General features: G+C 65.4%; 15 protein-coding genes. 5 read left to right on the top strand and 10 right to left on the bottom strand.

Annotated features, from left to right (window positions below):
• Positions 1-8: 8 nt before the first annotated feature.
• From KXD96_RS21255 to KXD96_RS21225, 7 genes are all read right to left on the bottom strand, one after another.
• Positions 9-833 carry a Rieske 2Fe-2S domain-containing protein gene (locus KXD96_RS21255; protein WP_260739554.1) on the bottom strand — a complete coding sequence of 275 codons (825 nt, stop codon included), beginning with the start codon at positions 831-833 and terminating at the stop codon, positions 9-11.
• Positions 834-937: 104 nt separating this feature from the next.
• Entirely contained in the window at positions 938-2,386 is a 1,449-nt protein-coding gene (locus KXD96_RS21250) for an aldehyde dehydrogenase family protein (protein WP_260739552.1), read from the bottom strand.
• A 25-nt stretch (positions 2,387-2,411) separates the two neighbouring features.
• On the bottom strand, positions 2,412-3,851 hold the full coding sequence (locus KXD96_RS21245) for an aldehyde dehydrogenase family protein (RefSeq protein WP_260739550.1): 1,440 nt from the start codon (positions 3,849-3,851) through the stop codon (positions 2,412-2,414).
• A 142-nt stretch (positions 3,852-3,993) separates the two neighbouring features.
• The gene (locus tag KXD96_RS21240; protein WP_260739548.1) at positions 3,994-5,418 is read right to left on the bottom strand and encodes an aldehyde dehydrogenase family protein; all 1,425 of its coding nucleotides are present in this window, start codon (positions 5,416-5,418) and stop codon (positions 3,994-3,996) included.
• A 147-nt stretch (positions 5,419-5,565) separates the two neighbouring features.
• The gene (gene hcaB, locus KXD96_RS21235) at positions 5,566-6,381 is read right to left on the bottom strand and encodes a 3-(cis-5,6-dihydroxycyclohexa-1,3-dien-1-yl)propanoate dehydrogenase (RefSeq protein WP_260739547.1); all 816 of its coding nucleotides are present in this window, start codon (positions 6,379-6,381) and stop codon (positions 5,566-5,568) included.
• Positions 6,382-6,399: 18 nt separating this feature from the next.
• Positions 6,400-6,903 (bottom strand): 3-phenylpropionate/cinnamic acid dioxygenase subunit beta, encoded by a 504-nt coding sequence (locus KXD96_RS21230; protein ID WP_260739546.1) that lies wholly within the window; start codon positions 6,901-6,903, stop codon positions 6,400-6,402.
• A gap of 38 nt (positions 6,904-6,941) precedes the next feature.
• Positions 6,942-8,345, bottom strand: a complete 1,404-nt coding sequence (locus tag KXD96_RS21225; protein WP_260739543.1) for a Rieske 2Fe-2S domain-containing protein — start codon at positions 8,343-8,345, stop codon at positions 6,942-6,944.
• Between the two features lie 95 nt (positions 8,346-8,440).
• Between KXD96_RS21225 and KXD96_RS21220 the strand changes: the two genes are divergently transcribed.
• Both KXD96_RS21220 and KXD96_RS21215 read left to right on the top strand, forming a co-directional pair.
• A complete protein-coding gene (locus tag KXD96_RS21220) occupies positions 8,441-8,989 on the top strand; it encodes a TetR/AcrR family transcriptional regulator (protein WP_260739541.1) in 549 nt (182 codons plus the stop codon).
• Positions 8,990-9,342: 353 nt separating this feature from the next.
• Entirely contained in the window at positions 9,343-10,275 is a 933-nt protein-coding gene (locus tag KXD96_RS21215) for an NADP-dependent oxidoreductase (RefSeq protein ID WP_260739539.1), read from the top strand.
• Here the strand turns inward: KXD96_RS21215 and KXD96_RS21210 are convergent.
• From KXD96_RS21210 to KXD96_RS21200, 3 genes are read right to left on the bottom strand one after another with little or no spacing between them, the layout of a single operon-like run.
• Positions 10,272-10,514: a ferredoxin gene (locus tag KXD96_RS21210; protein ID WP_260739538.1), complete on the bottom strand. Its 243-nt coding sequence runs from the start codon at positions 10,512-10,514 to the stop codon at positions 10,272-10,274. The genes KXD96_RS21215 and KXD96_RS21210 overlap by 4 nt on opposite strands.
• Positions 10,515-10,522: 8 nt before the next feature.
• On the bottom strand, positions 10,523-11,341 hold the full coding sequence (locus KXD96_RS21205) for a dihydrodipicolinate synthase family protein (protein ID WP_260739535.1): 819 nt from the start codon (positions 11,339-11,341) through the stop codon (positions 10,523-10,525).
• Between the two features lie 2 nt (positions 11,342-11,343).
• Positions 11,344-11,478, bottom strand: coding sequence for a hypothetical protein (locus KXD96_RS21200; RefSeq protein WP_260739533.1), 135 nt, complete (start codon positions 11,476-11,478; stop codon positions 11,344-11,346).
• Between the two features lie 137 nt (positions 11,479-11,615).
• Between KXD96_RS21200 and KXD96_RS21195 the strand changes: the two genes are divergently transcribed.
• Genes KXD96_RS21195 through KXD96_RS21185 form a run of 3 tightly spaced genes read left to right on the top strand, consistent with a single transcriptional unit; the run spans position 11,616 to position 14,373 of the window.
• Positions 11,616-12,185 carry an aromatic-ring-hydroxylating dioxygenase subunit beta gene (locus tag KXD96_RS21195; protein ID WP_260739531.1) on the top strand — a complete coding sequence of 190 codons (570 nt, stop codon included), beginning with the start codon at positions 11,616-11,618 and terminating at the stop codon, positions 12,183-12,185.
• Positions 12,182-13,477 (top strand): aromatic ring-hydroxylating dioxygenase subunit alpha, encoded by a 1,296-nt coding sequence (locus tag KXD96_RS21190; RefSeq protein WP_260739529.1) that lies wholly within the window; start codon positions 12,182-12,184, stop codon positions 13,475-13,477. Before KXD96_RS21195 ends, KXD96_RS21190 begins: the two co-directional genes overlap by 4 nt.
• Positions 13,477-14,373: a VOC family protein gene (locus KXD96_RS21185; RefSeq protein WP_260739527.1), complete on the top strand. Its 897-nt coding sequence runs from the start codon at positions 13,477-13,479 to the stop codon at positions 14,371-14,373. Before KXD96_RS21190 ends, KXD96_RS21185 begins: the two co-directional genes overlap by 1 nt.
• Position 14,374: the final 1 nt, after the last annotated feature.

Genomic DNA, 14,374 nt, shown 5'->3' with positions numbered 1-14,374 from the left:
TTTGCCGGTCAGTCGCTAGCTTGGCCTACGAAGGCAAGAAGTCGCCGCTTCCAGTCGGCGGAGCCCGTGTCCTCGTCCAGGGCGATGTCGATGCTCGGTGTCAACACCGTTCCACTTTCTGCGGCCGATCGCGCATCGTCGAGATCGGCCGTTGCCTCGTCCACGACCTTGGCGCCGTCACCGTGGGCGTCGTTGGTGGTCCACACCACCGTCGCGACCATGGAGTGGCGGCTATCAATGGGTGCGCACGACACGAGTCGACGATGCTGCGCGCCGTCAGACTTCGAAGTGCCTTGAACGACGAACGGAATATCAGCGGTGACGTCATCGAAGGGCGAATTTGCCCGTGCGAGAAGCGTTTCGACAATCCGTATCGGATTGGAGTTCCACACCGACACACTGCTGTGGATCCTGCGGTGCACAGCGTCGCCGTCCCACGCCAGATCGATGAGCGGTGCGGCAGGCTCGTTCAGAGACACCCAGATCAGCCCGTATCGCTCGGTGCACGCATGGATCTTGAGATGCGCTTTGTCGTTGATCGAGAGTCCCGACGGTTTGAACACACAACGACCTTCGTCGCCGAATGTCCAACCGTGTTTCGGGCACACCAGGAGGCCCTCGTTCACTTCGCCCTTGGTCAAGTCGCCCTTGCTGTGCGTGCACAGATCAGGAGCGGCTACGACCGCGGCACTGGGACTGCGCCACAGCACGAGGTTGCGTCCCAACAACCGTGCGGCGGCTGGCGAGTCCTGAACGTCTGCTGAACTCGCCACCGGCAACCACTGGCGGCCGAACGGTCCAGCAGCACTGAATCCGATTACCGCACTGGTCATTACGCGAATTTCTCCTCGGGAAACGTTGCAGACGATCTGCCGGATGAGATGTCAAGACGCGGCGCCCGGTGCGCCGAAACGCCCCGGGCGCCGCACCTCGGCTGTCACATCATGCAGTTGTCGGTGATCGTCTTGTACTGCGTGTACTGCAAGATGCCGTGTTCGCCACCGAACTCCTGGCCGACGCCGCTCTGCTTGAAACCGCCGAAGGGTCCGTCGACGTCCACGCTGGCGAGGTTGTGGCTGTTCACCCACGTGCAGCCGGCCTCGATGCGGGAGCCGATGGCGAAGGCTTTGTCGACGTCTTGTGACCATACGGAACTGGACAGCCCGTACTCGGTGTTGTTGGCGCGGCGCACGGCTTCGTCGGTGTCGGAGAATTTCATGATCGGCAGGATGGGGCCCATCTGCTCGCAGCTGACGATGGTCGCCTCGTCCGGCGGGTTGAGAACCAGGTGCGGCAGGAGGAAGTAGCCATTGGCCGGATCGGTGCCCTCGGCATAGGAGCCGAGCTGCACGACATCGAGGCCGGCGTCCTTGGTCTCTTTGAGCAGCGCCGAGACCTTCTTGAACTGGCGCTCATTGTTCAGCGGCCCCATGGTCACCTCGGGCCGGGTCCCGTCACCCACGACGAGCTGATCGACTGCGGCCTTCAGCTTTTCGACGAGCTCGTCGTAGCGCGACTCGTGCACGAAGAGCCGTTTGATCGCAAAACAGATCTGGCCGGCGTCGGCGAACGCGCCGTTCACGATGCGCCCGATGGCCTGCTCACCGAGGTCGGCATCGTCGAGGATCAGCGCGGCGTCGTTACCGCCCAGCTCCAGCGTGACGCTGGCGAGATGCGATGCGGCGTCAGCCATCACGGCCCGGCCGGTCTCGGTGCTGCCGACGAACGCGACCTTGCGCACGCGCGGATCTTTGACCAGCGCCGAGCCCACCTCCGGACCCAACCCCGACACGATGTTGAGGACACCGGGCGGAAACACCGCCGCCACCGCTCCGAGGACTTCCAGGGTGGCCAGCGGTGCGAATTCGGGGACCTTGACGACCACGGTGTTGCCGGCCATCAGCGCCGGGCCGATCTTGCCGCACGCCAATCCGGGCGGAAAGTTCCACGGGATGATGGCGGCGACGACGCCAAGCGGCTGCCGTTCCACCCGTAGACGTTTGGTGTCTGTGTCGAGCACCTTGGTCTCCAGGTACTCCGGTTGCGGCGCGTAGTAACTCAGCGTCATGGCCGCCATGCCGAAGCAGATGAACGACTCCATCAGCGTCTTGCCGTTTTCGGCGGTCAGGATCGGCGCGAGTTCATTGGTGCGTTCGCCGGCGACTGCCGCGGCCTGCATCAGCAATGCGCCCCGATCAGCGGGCGGCGTGTCGCGCCACGCCGGGAAGGCATCGGCGGCGGCCTGCACCGCGCTGGCCGCGTGCGCGGCCGACCCGTTCGGATAGCGGCCGACGACCGTCTTGAGGTCCGCGGGGTTGCGGACGTCGATCCAGTCGTCGCTGGTGGCGGGTTTGCCACCGATGGTCATGGTGGGCTCGATGGGCACGTGAATCCCTTTCTCGCGGGGTCAATCAGAGGTAGGTGTTGGTGATCGACTGCAGCTGGGTGTAGCTGTCGACGGCTTCCGCGGACATCTCATAACCACAACCGCTTTGCTTGGCACCGCCAACCGGACCGTCCGGGTGCAGCGCGAAGATGCTGTGCCCGTTGATGAACGTCATGCCGGCTTCCATCCGGTCGGCGACCGCGAAGGCGCGGTTCTCGTCTGCCGACCACACCGACGACGCGAGGCCGTACTCGGTGCCGTTCGCGCGCGCGACGGCCTCGTCGTCCGTCGAGAACTTCATGACCGGCAGGATCGGGGACATCTGCTCGGTCGCGACGACCCTCATGTCGTCCGGGGGGTTGAGCACGAGGTGCGGGAGCATGAAGTACCCGTCCTCGACGTCGGTTCCCTCGGCATAAGAACCGAGCTGTACGCAGTCGGCCCCCTCCTTGGTCTCAGCGAGAAGCTTGGTGACTTTGTCGTACTGGCGCGAATTGTTGATCGGCCCCATGGTGACCTCGGGCCGGGTGCCGTCACCCACCACGATCTGGTCGACGGCGCCGCTTAACTTGTCGACGAGCTCCTCGTACCGGCTCTCGTGCACATAGAGCCGCTTGATGTCGATGCAGATCTGCCCGGTGTGCATGAACGCACCGGTGACCAGTCGCTCGATCGCCTGGTCGGAGAGATCGACGTCATCGAGCAGGACCGCGGCGTCGTTGCCGCCGAGTTCGAGGGACAGCCGGGCCAGGTGACCCGAGGCGTCGGCCATGACCTGCCGGCCGGTCTCGGTGCTGCCGGTGAACGCGACCTTGCGCACCTTGGGATGCGTGACGAGAGCGCGTCCGACTTCCGGACCGAACCCGGACACGACGTTCAGCACGCCCGGCGGGAGCATCGCGGCCATCTCGCCGTAGCCCTGCAGCGTCGCCAGCGGACCGAACTCCGGGACCTTGAGGATCATCGTGTTGCCCGCCAGCAGCGCCGGGGCGATCTTGAGGCTTCCGACGATGAGCGGGAAATTCCACGGAACGATCCCGACACAGACGCCGAGCGGCTGCCTGCGCACCACCAGGCGCCCCCGCTCGTCGTCGATGGCGCGCCCGTTCGCCCATTCCGGGTGTGCCCCGTACGTCGAAATCGCTTGCCCCGCAAAACCGAAGTCGATGGCCGACTCCTTCAGCAGCTTGCCATTCTCGGACGTCAGCAGGCCGATCCATTCGTCGGGAGGTTGCGCCAGCATCAAGCCTGCCTTGGTCAGCAGGTCCGCCCGGTCCTCCACGGGCATCGCCCGCCAGTCGGGAAACGCCGCGGCGGCCGCTTTGACGGCCAGGTCGGCGTGCTTGGCCGTGCCGCTCGGATACCTGCCGACCGTCCGGCTCAGGTGGGCGGGATTCGGAACCGTGACCCAGTCGTCGGCGGTGACCGGCTTGCCGCCGATTGTCATGTGCCCCTCAAAGCTCATGTGGAGACAACCTCCTCGAACGCCAAGCTCGACGCTGGGCCCCGGCTATATGCGCGCATAGTCCACCTATCGCCTGACCGTAGATATAATACTTTATCATCTTTAACTCCTTGAGGTCTAGACCGCCGAGCAAGGGACCTCCTTACATGAAGCGCCGCATCATGGCCTGCTTGAGCCGCCCCATCGGCGGATACATCATCGGCGGGTCGAAGCGAGTCGACCGGGTGAGCACGCCGCGGCGATGGCTGAAGGTGTCGAAGCCCGATCGGCCGTGGTAGACCCCCATCCCGCTGGCTCCCACTCCGCCGAACGGCAGGTCGGAGACCGCGACTTGCAAGATTGTGCCGTTCACGCACACACCGCCCGACGACGTCGCACAAAGCACGCGGTCCACAACCGCGCGGTCTTCTGAGAACACGTAGAGCGCGAGCGGCTTTTCGCCGGCGTTGACGCGCTCGATCGCGTCCCCGATGTCGTCGACGGCCAGTACGGGCAGGATCGGCCCGAAGATCTCCTCGGCCATGACGGCGGCGTCGGGCTCAACACCGGTGAGGATGGTTGGGGCGAGGTAACACGTCTCCTCGTCGCCGTCACCCCCGCACGCCACCGACTGGTAGCCGCCCGCCCCGAGTAGATCCATCAGCCGCCGCCAGTGCCGAGCGTTCACGATGCGGGCGAAGTCATTGCTTGCCTTGGGGTCAGGGCCGAAGAAGTCGCGGACCGCTGCTGTCATCCGCTCGACCAGCTTGTCCTCGATTTCGCGATGAACCAGCACATAGTCCGGCGCGATGCATGCCTGGCCGGCATTGGTGAACTTGCCCCAGGTGATACGGCGGGCAGCGACGTCGAGGTTGGCGTCGCGGTCGACGATCACCGGGCTCTTGCCACCCAGCTCGAGTGTGACCGGCGTGAGATGGCGTGCGGCGGCGGCCATTACGATGCGGCCGACCCGCCCGTTGCCGGTATAGAAGATGTGGTCGAAGCGCTGCTCGAGCAGCGCGGTGGTCTCGTCGACGCCACCCTCGACGATGGTGACCGCTCTCTTGTCGAGATAGCGGGGGATTAGCCTGGTCAGCACGGCAGATACGCGCGGTGTTACCTCCGACGGCTTGCCTACCACCGCGTTCCCCGCCGCGAGCGCGGTGGCCATCGGTACCAGCAGCAGCTGGACGGGCAGGTTCCACGGAGCGATGACCAGGACCACCCCCAGCGGCTCGGGAACGACGCGGGCGCTCCCCGGGCGGAGCTTCAACCCCGGTGACACGCGTTGCGGCGCCATCCACCTGTCCAGGTGTGCCTCCATGTGACGGATCTGGCCCAGCGTGAAACCGACGTCCGCGGCGTAGGCCTCCGCGCTGGACTTCCCGAGGTCGGCGCACACGGCCTCGAGCAACTCGGGCTCGTTCTCCACGATCATCCGCCGAAGCTGCGCGAGCTGGGAACGTCGCCACGCGGCGGGGCGGGTCAGCCCGCCGCGAAAGGTGACACGGAGCCTATCGACGACCTCGGCGGCGTCGGCGGCCGTCGGCTGGCCGACCCCGGATACCGCTACCGATTTTCCTGACAACGCCCGCGGCTCCCCTTCGTCATGGCAGCGCCAACAGGCCAGGATCGCGGGTCATAGGCGACGCTTGCCGGATACTTGGTAGGGGTAATCTATCTCCAAACTCGACATTAGTGTAGCGAAATCACCATAGATGTCGAATATCGATGCTTACGCGAGCCCCGCGACACGCATCATCCCGCGAACGCCGAGGCCGCCGTCGGACTGGATGATGGTGCCGGTCACCGCGCCGCTGCAGGCCTTAGACGCGAGGTAGACATACGCCCCGGCATGCACGGACGGAGCGGGGTCGTAGTCGAGCGGAGAGTATTCGGCCATCCGGGCCCGCAGCTCCTCCGGCGGCCCGCTGAGCAGCGCGACGTCCTGCAGACCCAGCGCACGCAGACCGCGCAAGTCCGACGTCGTCCCTCCGGGTGCGACGCCGTTGACGCGGATCTTGGGTGCCAGCTCGTGGGCCAGTTCGATGACGAGGCCTCGCACCGCGAACTTCGTTGCGGTGTAAAGGATCCCCCCGCCACCGGGATAGAACCCGGAGTTGGACACGGTGAAGATGATGTTGCCCTCCGACTTCTCCAGCTCGGCGAGCGCGGCCTTCGCGGAGAACAGGTAGCTCTTCACGTTGACCGTGAAGATCTCGTCGAAGGCGGGGGAGAGCACATCTGCGGCCGTGTCTCGCAGTGTCTGGAAGAAGTCGAATACCCCGACGAACGTTGCCAGCACGTCGATCCCACCGAATGCCGAAACCGTCGCCTCGACAGCGCGCTCATTGTCTTCCATCCGGGTGGCGTCACCCTCGACCACCACAACGGCGTCATCGAGATCCTGCCTAAGCTGCTGAGCTTTCTCCGAAACTAGCTCGAGCACACCGACTTTGGCGCCTTCGTCGACGAATGCTTCGACCGCGGCGCGGCCGATCCCCGACCCGGCCCCGGTTGCCAGCACCGTCACGCCGTCAAGCCAACCCACGTCACCGTCTCCTTGGGGTCAGAGGAATATCGACAGGTTCGACACGCCCAGGCTGGATTGGTCGACGAGGATCTCGCGAGACGCCAGCACAAGCCGGTCGCCGTCGACGCGGCGAAGCCGGTCGTGGCGTTCGCACGAGATGGTTTCGTAATTCGGGGTATCGCGTCGGCTGCGCAGCAGCAGCAGGTAGCTGGAAGCCGTCAGTTCATCGTCGCGTTCGGCGGTGGCGACCCGCACGTTCGACACGTGTCGGCGAGTCCGTGATGGCGGGTTCTCGGACTGCGCGGCCCCGCCGATCAGCCGTTGGACCCGCACCCACAGCGACTCGTAGTTCTCATCCAGGTAGTGGAATGTCGCCCGGCTTTCCTCATCGTCGGCTCCATCGACCGTTTGACGTACCGGCATCCGGTAGCTGACATCGGCGCCGACGCGTGCGAGCCAGTCTTCGAACCGGCGGCCGTCGAGCAGTTCGGCCTCTTCGATCAGCCACTCGCAGACCTCGGCATAGCGGGGATCGGTCATCCGCAGTCGCGTGGTCGTTCGCCCGACGGCGCTGGACATCACGCGTCCACGGCCATCAGTTCGCGCCACTGGGCGTAATACTCCAGCAGGGTGTCGTCCGCAGCACCGCCCAGCCGCAGCACACCGGGCAGGTCGGACTCAATCTGCGGCACGGTTACCAGGTAGCGGTTGACGTGGCGCCGGCCCTGGCTGCCGCGGAAGCTGGCTTGCACCAACGACCACACCTCGGCGTCGTCTTGCTCGAAGGTGCCGCCGGGCCCGAAGGTGCGCAGCGCCGCGCGGGCGCCGGCCGCCTTCAGCTCGGCGTCGGCGTCCTTGTGCACCAGCCCCCACGACCAGATCTCCATCTCGTCGACGCTGCGGGGCTGGTACACCCGGATGCTCAGCAGGTGCGGTATCACGCCCTCTGACTGCCCGCGCTCGGTGGGCAGGTTGAGGTTGAGGAACGCGAAGTTCGGGAAGAGCGCACCGACCGACGGCATCATCGTCTGAAAGGCCCGGCGCTGCAGCTCGGTTCGCAGGCGCTGGTGGACCTGGGGGAGTGCCTTGGGCGGGATGCCCACCGACTCGCCGATGCGATCGATCGTCTCGTGTTCAGACATCTCCCCGGCGCCCAGCAACGCCAGAGCCGTAAAGCCGGACATGAAGGCATGTCCGTGCCGCGGGTCGGAGACCAGCGTCAAGAACTGCAGCCCAATGGGATCCATCATCGGCATCAATCCGAGTTCGGACACGAACTTGTGCACCGAAAAGATGTGTGTGTTGTCGACGGCGAAATTCTCCGACGCGAGCTTCCAATTCGCGGGCACGATCCAGCGCTGCGGTGGGCCGGCGACTTTGAAGCCACCATCGGTGAGCCCAAGCATCAGCTCGTAGTAGAAAGCCATGTCGCCCAAATACTCCCGCAGCGACGGGCCGTCGATGTTCCAGGTGGCGAAGATCAAGCCGTGGAAGCTTTCGACGCGGGCACGCCGCAGGCCCAGCGGGCCCTTGTCGAGTCCGTCGCCGAAGATCATCCGCTGTGCCCGCATGCCCCGCAGCTCGCCGGTGTTCTTGTAGACCCAGCCGTGGTAGGGGCATTCGAACGTGGTCCGGGTGCCGCGTTCGGCGCTGCACACCCGGGCCCCGCGGTGCGCGCAGACGTTTAGCAGGACGTGCGGGTCACCGTCTGGGTCGCGGCTGACGATTACCGAGTCCAGGCCCATGTAACGGACAACGAAGTCGCCACTGCCGGGGATCTCGGAGTCATGGGCGACGAAGACCCACACCCGATCGAAGATCCGCTCCATCTCGAGCGCGAAGATCGCCGGGTCGCTGACGACCCGCGCCGACACTTCACGTGCCTCGATCCGGACGAGGTCGTCGATCGAGATTCCGTTCGTCAACGTGTCATTGGCGACAGTGGCGTCGCGGTTGGATCGCACGCGCGCATCAACGGTCATGGCCTGGTCATCGTCCTTCCATACGGTACCGTATGGAAGGACGATAGGCGTCGGTGGGAATAGACGTCAACACTCGAAATCCGCTAAAGAGGGACATGGCCATCGCCCGGACACCGCGCCGACGTTGGGTCGAACAAGGGCTCCGTGCCCTTGCCGCCGGCGGGCCGGACGCTGTCCGGATCGAGACGTTGGCGAAGGCGCTCGCCGTCTCGAAAGGCGGTTTCTACTGGCATTTCAAGGACCGCAGCGCCCTGCTCGACGAGATGCTCAGTACGTGGGAACAGCGCGGAGTCGACGAGGTGATCAGCTGGGTTGACACCGGCGGGGGTGACGCCAAGGCGAAGCTGTGGCGATTGTTCTCGCCTCCGTCCACGATCAACGAAGAGGTCAGTGTCGAACTCGCGATCCGCGACTGGGCGCGGCGCGACAAGAGCGTCGCCAAGCGCGTGCGACGCGTCGACAACCGACGAATGGATTACCTGCGTTCCCTTTTCGGGACTTTCTGCCCCGACCAGGAGGACGTCGAGGCGCGCTGCATGCTCGCGATGGCGCTCTTCATGGGTGACCAATTCATCGTTGCCGATCATGGCGAGCGCAGCCGTCGCGAGGTGCTGGACGCCGCGCTGCGGCGGCTGTTGTCGTAGCTGGCCTCTGGCGCAACATCATTCGAGCCGTGATCTCGCGCGTCAGCTCACCCGTCCGCCTAAGTCGGACCCAACCCGGTGCATCCGCGTTGGGTCCAACGCGTTGCCGTAGAACCCGACAACATGCTTGTAGGCCGTCGGTGCCAAGCAGCCACGCACTGCGAAGCCGCGTTCCTCGAAGGCGGCCGCCCATCGCGGTTATGATAAAAATTCATCTGTGGTAGCGGCTGTGACCAGTGCGTCCACCGCTGGAAACGTGGCGCATGCGTTCCTGAAGGCTCTGCTGGAAACGCGGCTGCTGTCGCCGACTACAGCACTTGTGATTGGCATACGGCGGACGGAAACGCGGGCTAATGAAAGCAGTAAGATTCGACCGCTACGGCGGCGTGGACGTGCTCGAGGTGCGCGAGGTTGACCGCCCAGTGCCGGGCGTAGGTGAAGTACTGGTCGAGGTGAAGGCGGCTGGTATCAACCCAGGTGAAGCCATGATTCGCCAGGGTATGTTCCACGAGATCTTCCCGGCGACCTTTCCCTCCGGGCAGGGCAGTGATCTGGCCGGTGTCGTCACAGAGGTCGGCCCTGGCGTCGAATTGTTCTCGGCGGGCGACGAAGTGCTGGGTTTCACGAACAACCGGGCCAGTCAGGCCGAATTCGTTGTGGTGCCCGTCAACCAGCTCACCGCCAAACCGCCGGCAGTGTCATGGGAAGCCGCCGGTGCTCTTTTCGTAGCCGGCACAACGGCATACGCCGCGGTCGGTTCGGTCGAGTTGACGCCCGACGACACCGTCGCGGTCGCGGGCTCCACCGGCGGGGTGGGCACGATAGCTGTACAGCTGGCAAAGCGCACGGGCGCGACTGTGCTCGGTATCGCGGGCCCGTCCAACGACGAGTGGCTGGCCGCGCATGGCGTGATCCCTGTCAACTACGGCGATGGTCTGGCCGACAGGTTGCGCTCGGCGGCACCTGATGGCCGCGTCGATGCGTTTCTGGACTTCTTCGGTGGCGGCTACGTCGACCTAGCCATAACCGAACTGGGCACTGCACCGGCGCGCATCGACACGATCATCGACTTCCCGGCGTTGGAGCGGTTCGGAGCGCTCGGGGTCAAGTTCGTGGGCAATGAGGACGCGGCCGACGCAGCTGTGCTGGCCGAACTCGCCGCGATGATCGGTGGGGGACAACTGGAAGTGCCGATCGCGGAGGTCGTTCCTCTCGACGAGGTCCAGCGCGCCTACTCCATCCTCGAGCGCCGCCATACCCGCGGCAAGATCGTACTTCGGCCCTAGGCGAGTTCAGCGGCGGCTGACCCCGAAACGCCTTGCTCGTCAGTCGGTTTGGTGGCCTCCACCAGGATCGCGTGCTCGGGGCAGACGAACTCCGCCTCCCGGACCGCGCCGGCCTGCTCCGCGGGTACGCGTTCGACGTATGCATCGACGACGAACGCCTTGCCCGCCTCGTCGACATCGAACACCTCGGGGGCCTCGCCGATGCACAGCTCGTAGCCCTTGCACTTCACTCGATCCACGCGAACCTTCATCGGACCCCGTTGCTCGGAAACTTCTTGACAAGCTCCGCCCAGCGCCGACCGCACTCGCGTGCGCCGTCGGCGAGATCTTCGGGAAGCACGTTGTAAGGCGGGCGAATTGGTCCGGGACTGCAATACCCGGCGGCCTGGATGCGTGTCCGCTCGAGCTGGAGGTTGTAGTGCGCGAACACCGGAAACGCATGCGGCGGAAGGAAAGTCTCGCACGCCACGGCCATCTCTTCGGAGATCGCCTTGGCACGGTCCATGTCGCCGGCCAGTATCGCGTCCATCACTGCGACCGACGGCTGAGGTCCCATGCCCGCGCCGGTGGCCCAGCAGGCCGTGACCGCCCCCGGATAGGTGCTCGCCAGGGGGTAGGCGAATGAGTCGATGGGCATGAGGTTGAGCCGGCCACCCGTCACTTCGCGCAGCTCTGGGTAGTTCGCGAACGGGTCGATCTTCGCGCACACCGCGGTGGGAGCACGATCGAGCAGCTGTGCCCAGAAATCGGGAGGAAAGCCGTAGCGGAATGCATTCGAGTTCGCATACACCATGATCGCCAGGTCCGGAAACGCCTCGGAGATGGACTCGTAGAAGCCGAGCGCCATCTCGTCGGTGCAGGGCTGCCACATCGGCAGGCCGAGCAGTGTTCCGGTGGCACCCCGTTCCCGGGCGAAGCGCAGCCGCGCGACGGTCTGGTGGGTGCCCATCGTTGTCGCACCCACGAAGGTGGGGACGCGGCCGCCGACCGTCGACAGGAAACAGTCGACGAAAGCCCGGTACTCGTCGTCGGTCACCGTCGCGCATTCGCCCGTGGTGCCCAGCACGATCAAGCGCTGACGCCGTCGGCGATCAGCTGGTTGGTCAGGTTGACGGTGTCGACCGCATCCCAACGCTCGGCGCCCTCGTTCGCCGGGGTCACGATGATTCCGTAGAGGCCCTGCACGTCAGATGCACTCAGCACCGGTCACCCTCCTCATTCGCGTTTGGTGGCGCCTGTCGGCCGGAAGCCCCGCGAGATGCTTGACCAACGCTTCGGATAGGACTTTACTGTAGTGCACATACCAATATCAAATATGTAGTAGCCGCGAAGGTGAAGCGATGTCGGTGAGTGGATGCAAGGACGATGTGCGCACTTCCGGTGCCGGTTCGGAGACTGTGCGCGTTCGGCCCGGCGACCCGCTGTATAACGACGTACTCGATTTCCTCTACGAGGAAGCCGAGCTGCTGGACGACGACCGCCTCAACGAGTGGCTCAACATGATGGATGAGGAACTGTCGTATCGCATGCCGGTGCGGCTCACCGTGGCCCGGGGAGATGGCGCGGGCTTCGCACCCGAGGCGACGTTCTTCGATGACGGCCTTCCAATGTTGACGTTGCGGGTCCGACGCATCCTGGAGACCGCGAACGCCCACTCCGAGATGCCGCCCACGCGCTCGCGTCGTTTTGTGACGAACGTCCGCGTCGGCGTGCTCGGCGACGATGTGCTGGCACGGAGTTCGGTGCTGCTGCTGCGCAGCCGCTGGGATTCGAAGTGGTTCGAGTTTTTCGTCGCACGCCGCGACGACGTGTTGCGACCATCCGACGGCGGCCGGCTGAAGTTGGTGCGGCGCGAGATCCTCATCGAGCAATCAGTCGCCGAGTCGCCGAACCTGTCGGTGTTCCTATGACATCGACATTGGGAGCGAGCCTGCGCGACGGCACGCGCCTGGAAGACCTCTTCGATCTCGAGAGGCGGCGGATCAAGGGGCGGGTGTTCTCGGACCCGGAGATCTTCGAGCTGGAGATGACCCGCATCTTCTCGCGGTCATGGCTGTTCGTCGGGCTGGAGTCGGAGATTCCCAAACCGGGTGACTACGTGGTGCGCCCGATGGCGGGTGACTCGGTCATCGTGTCTAGAGACCGTGGTGGCTCCGTCAACGTGCTGTTGAACCGGTGCACGCACCGGGGGACACAGCTGTGCGTGACCGACGGCGGGCAGGCGCTACGGTTCCGCTGCCCCTATCACGGCTGGCTGTTTACCCCCGACGGGCGGTTGGAGGCCATGCCGGCCGAGCGCGACTGGTTGGGCGACACAGGCAAGGCCGACTACGCGATGCGCAAGGCGCGGGTGGCGGTCCGGGGCGGGTTGATCTTCGCCACCTTCGACGACGACATGCCTGACTTCGAGACGTACCTGGGCGACTTCCGCTTCTACTTCGACATGATGTTCTGCGCCCTCGACGACAACCTCGTCTCGGTCGGGCCGCCGCAGCGGTGGTCGGTGCCGTTCAACTGGAAGCTGGGTGCGGAGAACTTCGTCGGCGACGGCTACCACCTGCAGACTGCCCACGCGTCGCTCGTCGAGCTCGGGATGGTGCCGGGCTTCAGTGACGTGGTTGCCGCGTTCGGCGCCGAACCGCGGTGGGGTCACGGGTTCCAGGCGCTTGCGCTGGATGTGCCGCTACCGCAGGAGATCCTGCTGACCTGGTTGCCGCCCGACGTGATTCCGCAGATGGCGCGCCATCTCGACGAGACCCAGCTAGCGCTGGTCAATCAGGGTTCGGTGCCCATGGTGGCCACATTGTTCCCGAATATGTCATGGCTGACGATGCCGTTCTTCGGCGCATTCCTGCGAGTGTGGCATCCGGTGGGGCCCGGCGAGATCGAATTGCGCACCTGGGTGATCGCCCACCCGGCTGCCGACGGCCCGCAACGTCGCGCCCGCATGCAGGGCGTGAACTCCACCTTCGGCGCCACCGGCATGTTCGAGCAGGACGACACCGCGATCTGGAGCCGCGCCCAGCGCGCCCACCAGTCATTCGAGGGCAGCCGCCAGTGGGTCAGCTACGCCCCGAGCAAAGGCGCCCCAAGCACCGATTGGCCGGGGCCCGGGCCCGTCTGGACCGGTTTCAACTCCGACGACCACATATGGGCCTTCCACCTGCGCTGGCTGCACCTGATGGCCGGGGGCGAACTGTAGTGCACAGGGTCGACGAGCTGAGCTACCTGGGCATTCACGCCGCGGATCTGGACGCCTGGTCGGCCTACGCCACCGAGGTGCTCGGGTTCGAAGCCTGCCGCGAGGGTGAGAACCTCTACCTGCGGATGGACATCAACCACCACCGGTTCATCGTCCAACCGTGCGGGGATGGACCCGAGGACGTGGCGTACGTCGGCTGGGAGGTCCGCGACGCTTCGCGGATGCGGGCGATCGCGGCACAGGTCGAGGCCGCGGGGGTCGCCGTCAACGAGGGGTCGGCCGAAGAGGCGGCGGTCCGCCGGGTGCTCGGCTTCGTGCACTTCGCCGATCCGCACTCCAGGGTGCGCATGGAGATCTCGTATGGGCCACAGCTGACGTTCAGCCTGCCTTTCCGGCCAGGCCGGCCGATCGACGGTTTCCTCACCGACGGCATGGGTTTGGGCCACTACGTCACCTATGTCCCCGACGTCGAGGCGGCCGAGCAGTTCTACAGCGCGGCGCTGGGTCTGGCGACGTCGGACACGCCCAACTTCGGCGGCTATCGGGTGGCGGCGTTCATGTACTGCAACTCGCGGCACCACTCGCTGGCGTTCTTCGGCAACAGCGAGGCGAAGCGGCGCGCCAACCACGTCATGCTCGAATACACCGCGCTCGACGACGTCGGCGCCGCGTACGACATCTGCAACGCCCGGGACTTGGTCAAGGTCGAACTGGGCCGGCACCAAAACGACCGGATGTTCTCGTTCTACGCCACCAACCCGTCGGGCTGGTATTTCGAATTGGGCTGGGGCGCCCGCCAGATCGACCCGGACACCTTCCGGGTCGAGCACTACAGCCTGGGCGGCAGCTCGGGGATGGGCGAGTGGGGCCACCGCGGCCTCACCGAACTCGTCTGAG

It is taken from the genome of Mycobacterium sp. SMC-2, assembly GCF_025263485.1.
Taxonomy (GTDB): Bacteria; Actinomycetota; Actinomycetes; order Mycobacteriales; family Mycobacteriaceae; genus Mycobacterium.
The sequence above is the reverse complement of the archived record's forward strand: the minus strand, read 5'-3'. Positions and strand labels throughout refer to the sequence as shown.

Excerpts from the sequence above, each read along its gene's own strand:
- KXD96_RS21255 (WP_260739554.1), bottom strand. The coding sequence starts at position 833 with ATGACCAGTGCGGTAATCGGATTCAGTGCTGCTGGACCGTTCGGCCGC.
- KXD96_RS21245 (WP_260739550.1), bottom strand. The coding sequence starts at position 3,851 with ATGAGCTTTGAGGGGCACATGACAATCGGCGGCAAGCCGGTCACCGCC.
- KXD96_RS21230 (WP_260739546.1), bottom strand. The coding sequence starts at position 6,903 with ATGACCGATCCCCGCTATGCCGAGGTCTGCGAGTGGCTGATCGAAGAG.
- KXD96_RS21225 (WP_260739543.1), bottom strand. The coding sequence starts at position 8,345 with ATGACCGTTGATGCGCGCGTGCGATCCAACCGCGACGCCACTGTCGCC.
- KXD96_RS21220 (WP_260739541.1), top strand. The coding sequence starts at position 8,441 with ATGGCCATCGCCCGGACACCGCGCCGACGTTGGGTCGAACAAGGGCTC.
- KXD96_RS21215 (WP_260739539.1), top strand. The coding sequence starts at position 9,343 with ATGAAAGCAGTAAGATTCGACCGCTACGGCGGCGTGGACGTGCTCGAG.
- KXD96_RS21195 (WP_260739531.1), top strand. The coding sequence starts at position 11,616 with ATGTCGGTGAGTGGATGCAAGGACGATGTGCGCACTTCCGGTGCCGGT.
- KXD96_RS21190 (WP_260739529.1), top strand. The coding sequence starts at position 12,182 with ATGACATCGACATTGGGAGCGAGCCTGCGCGACGGCACGCGCCTGGAA.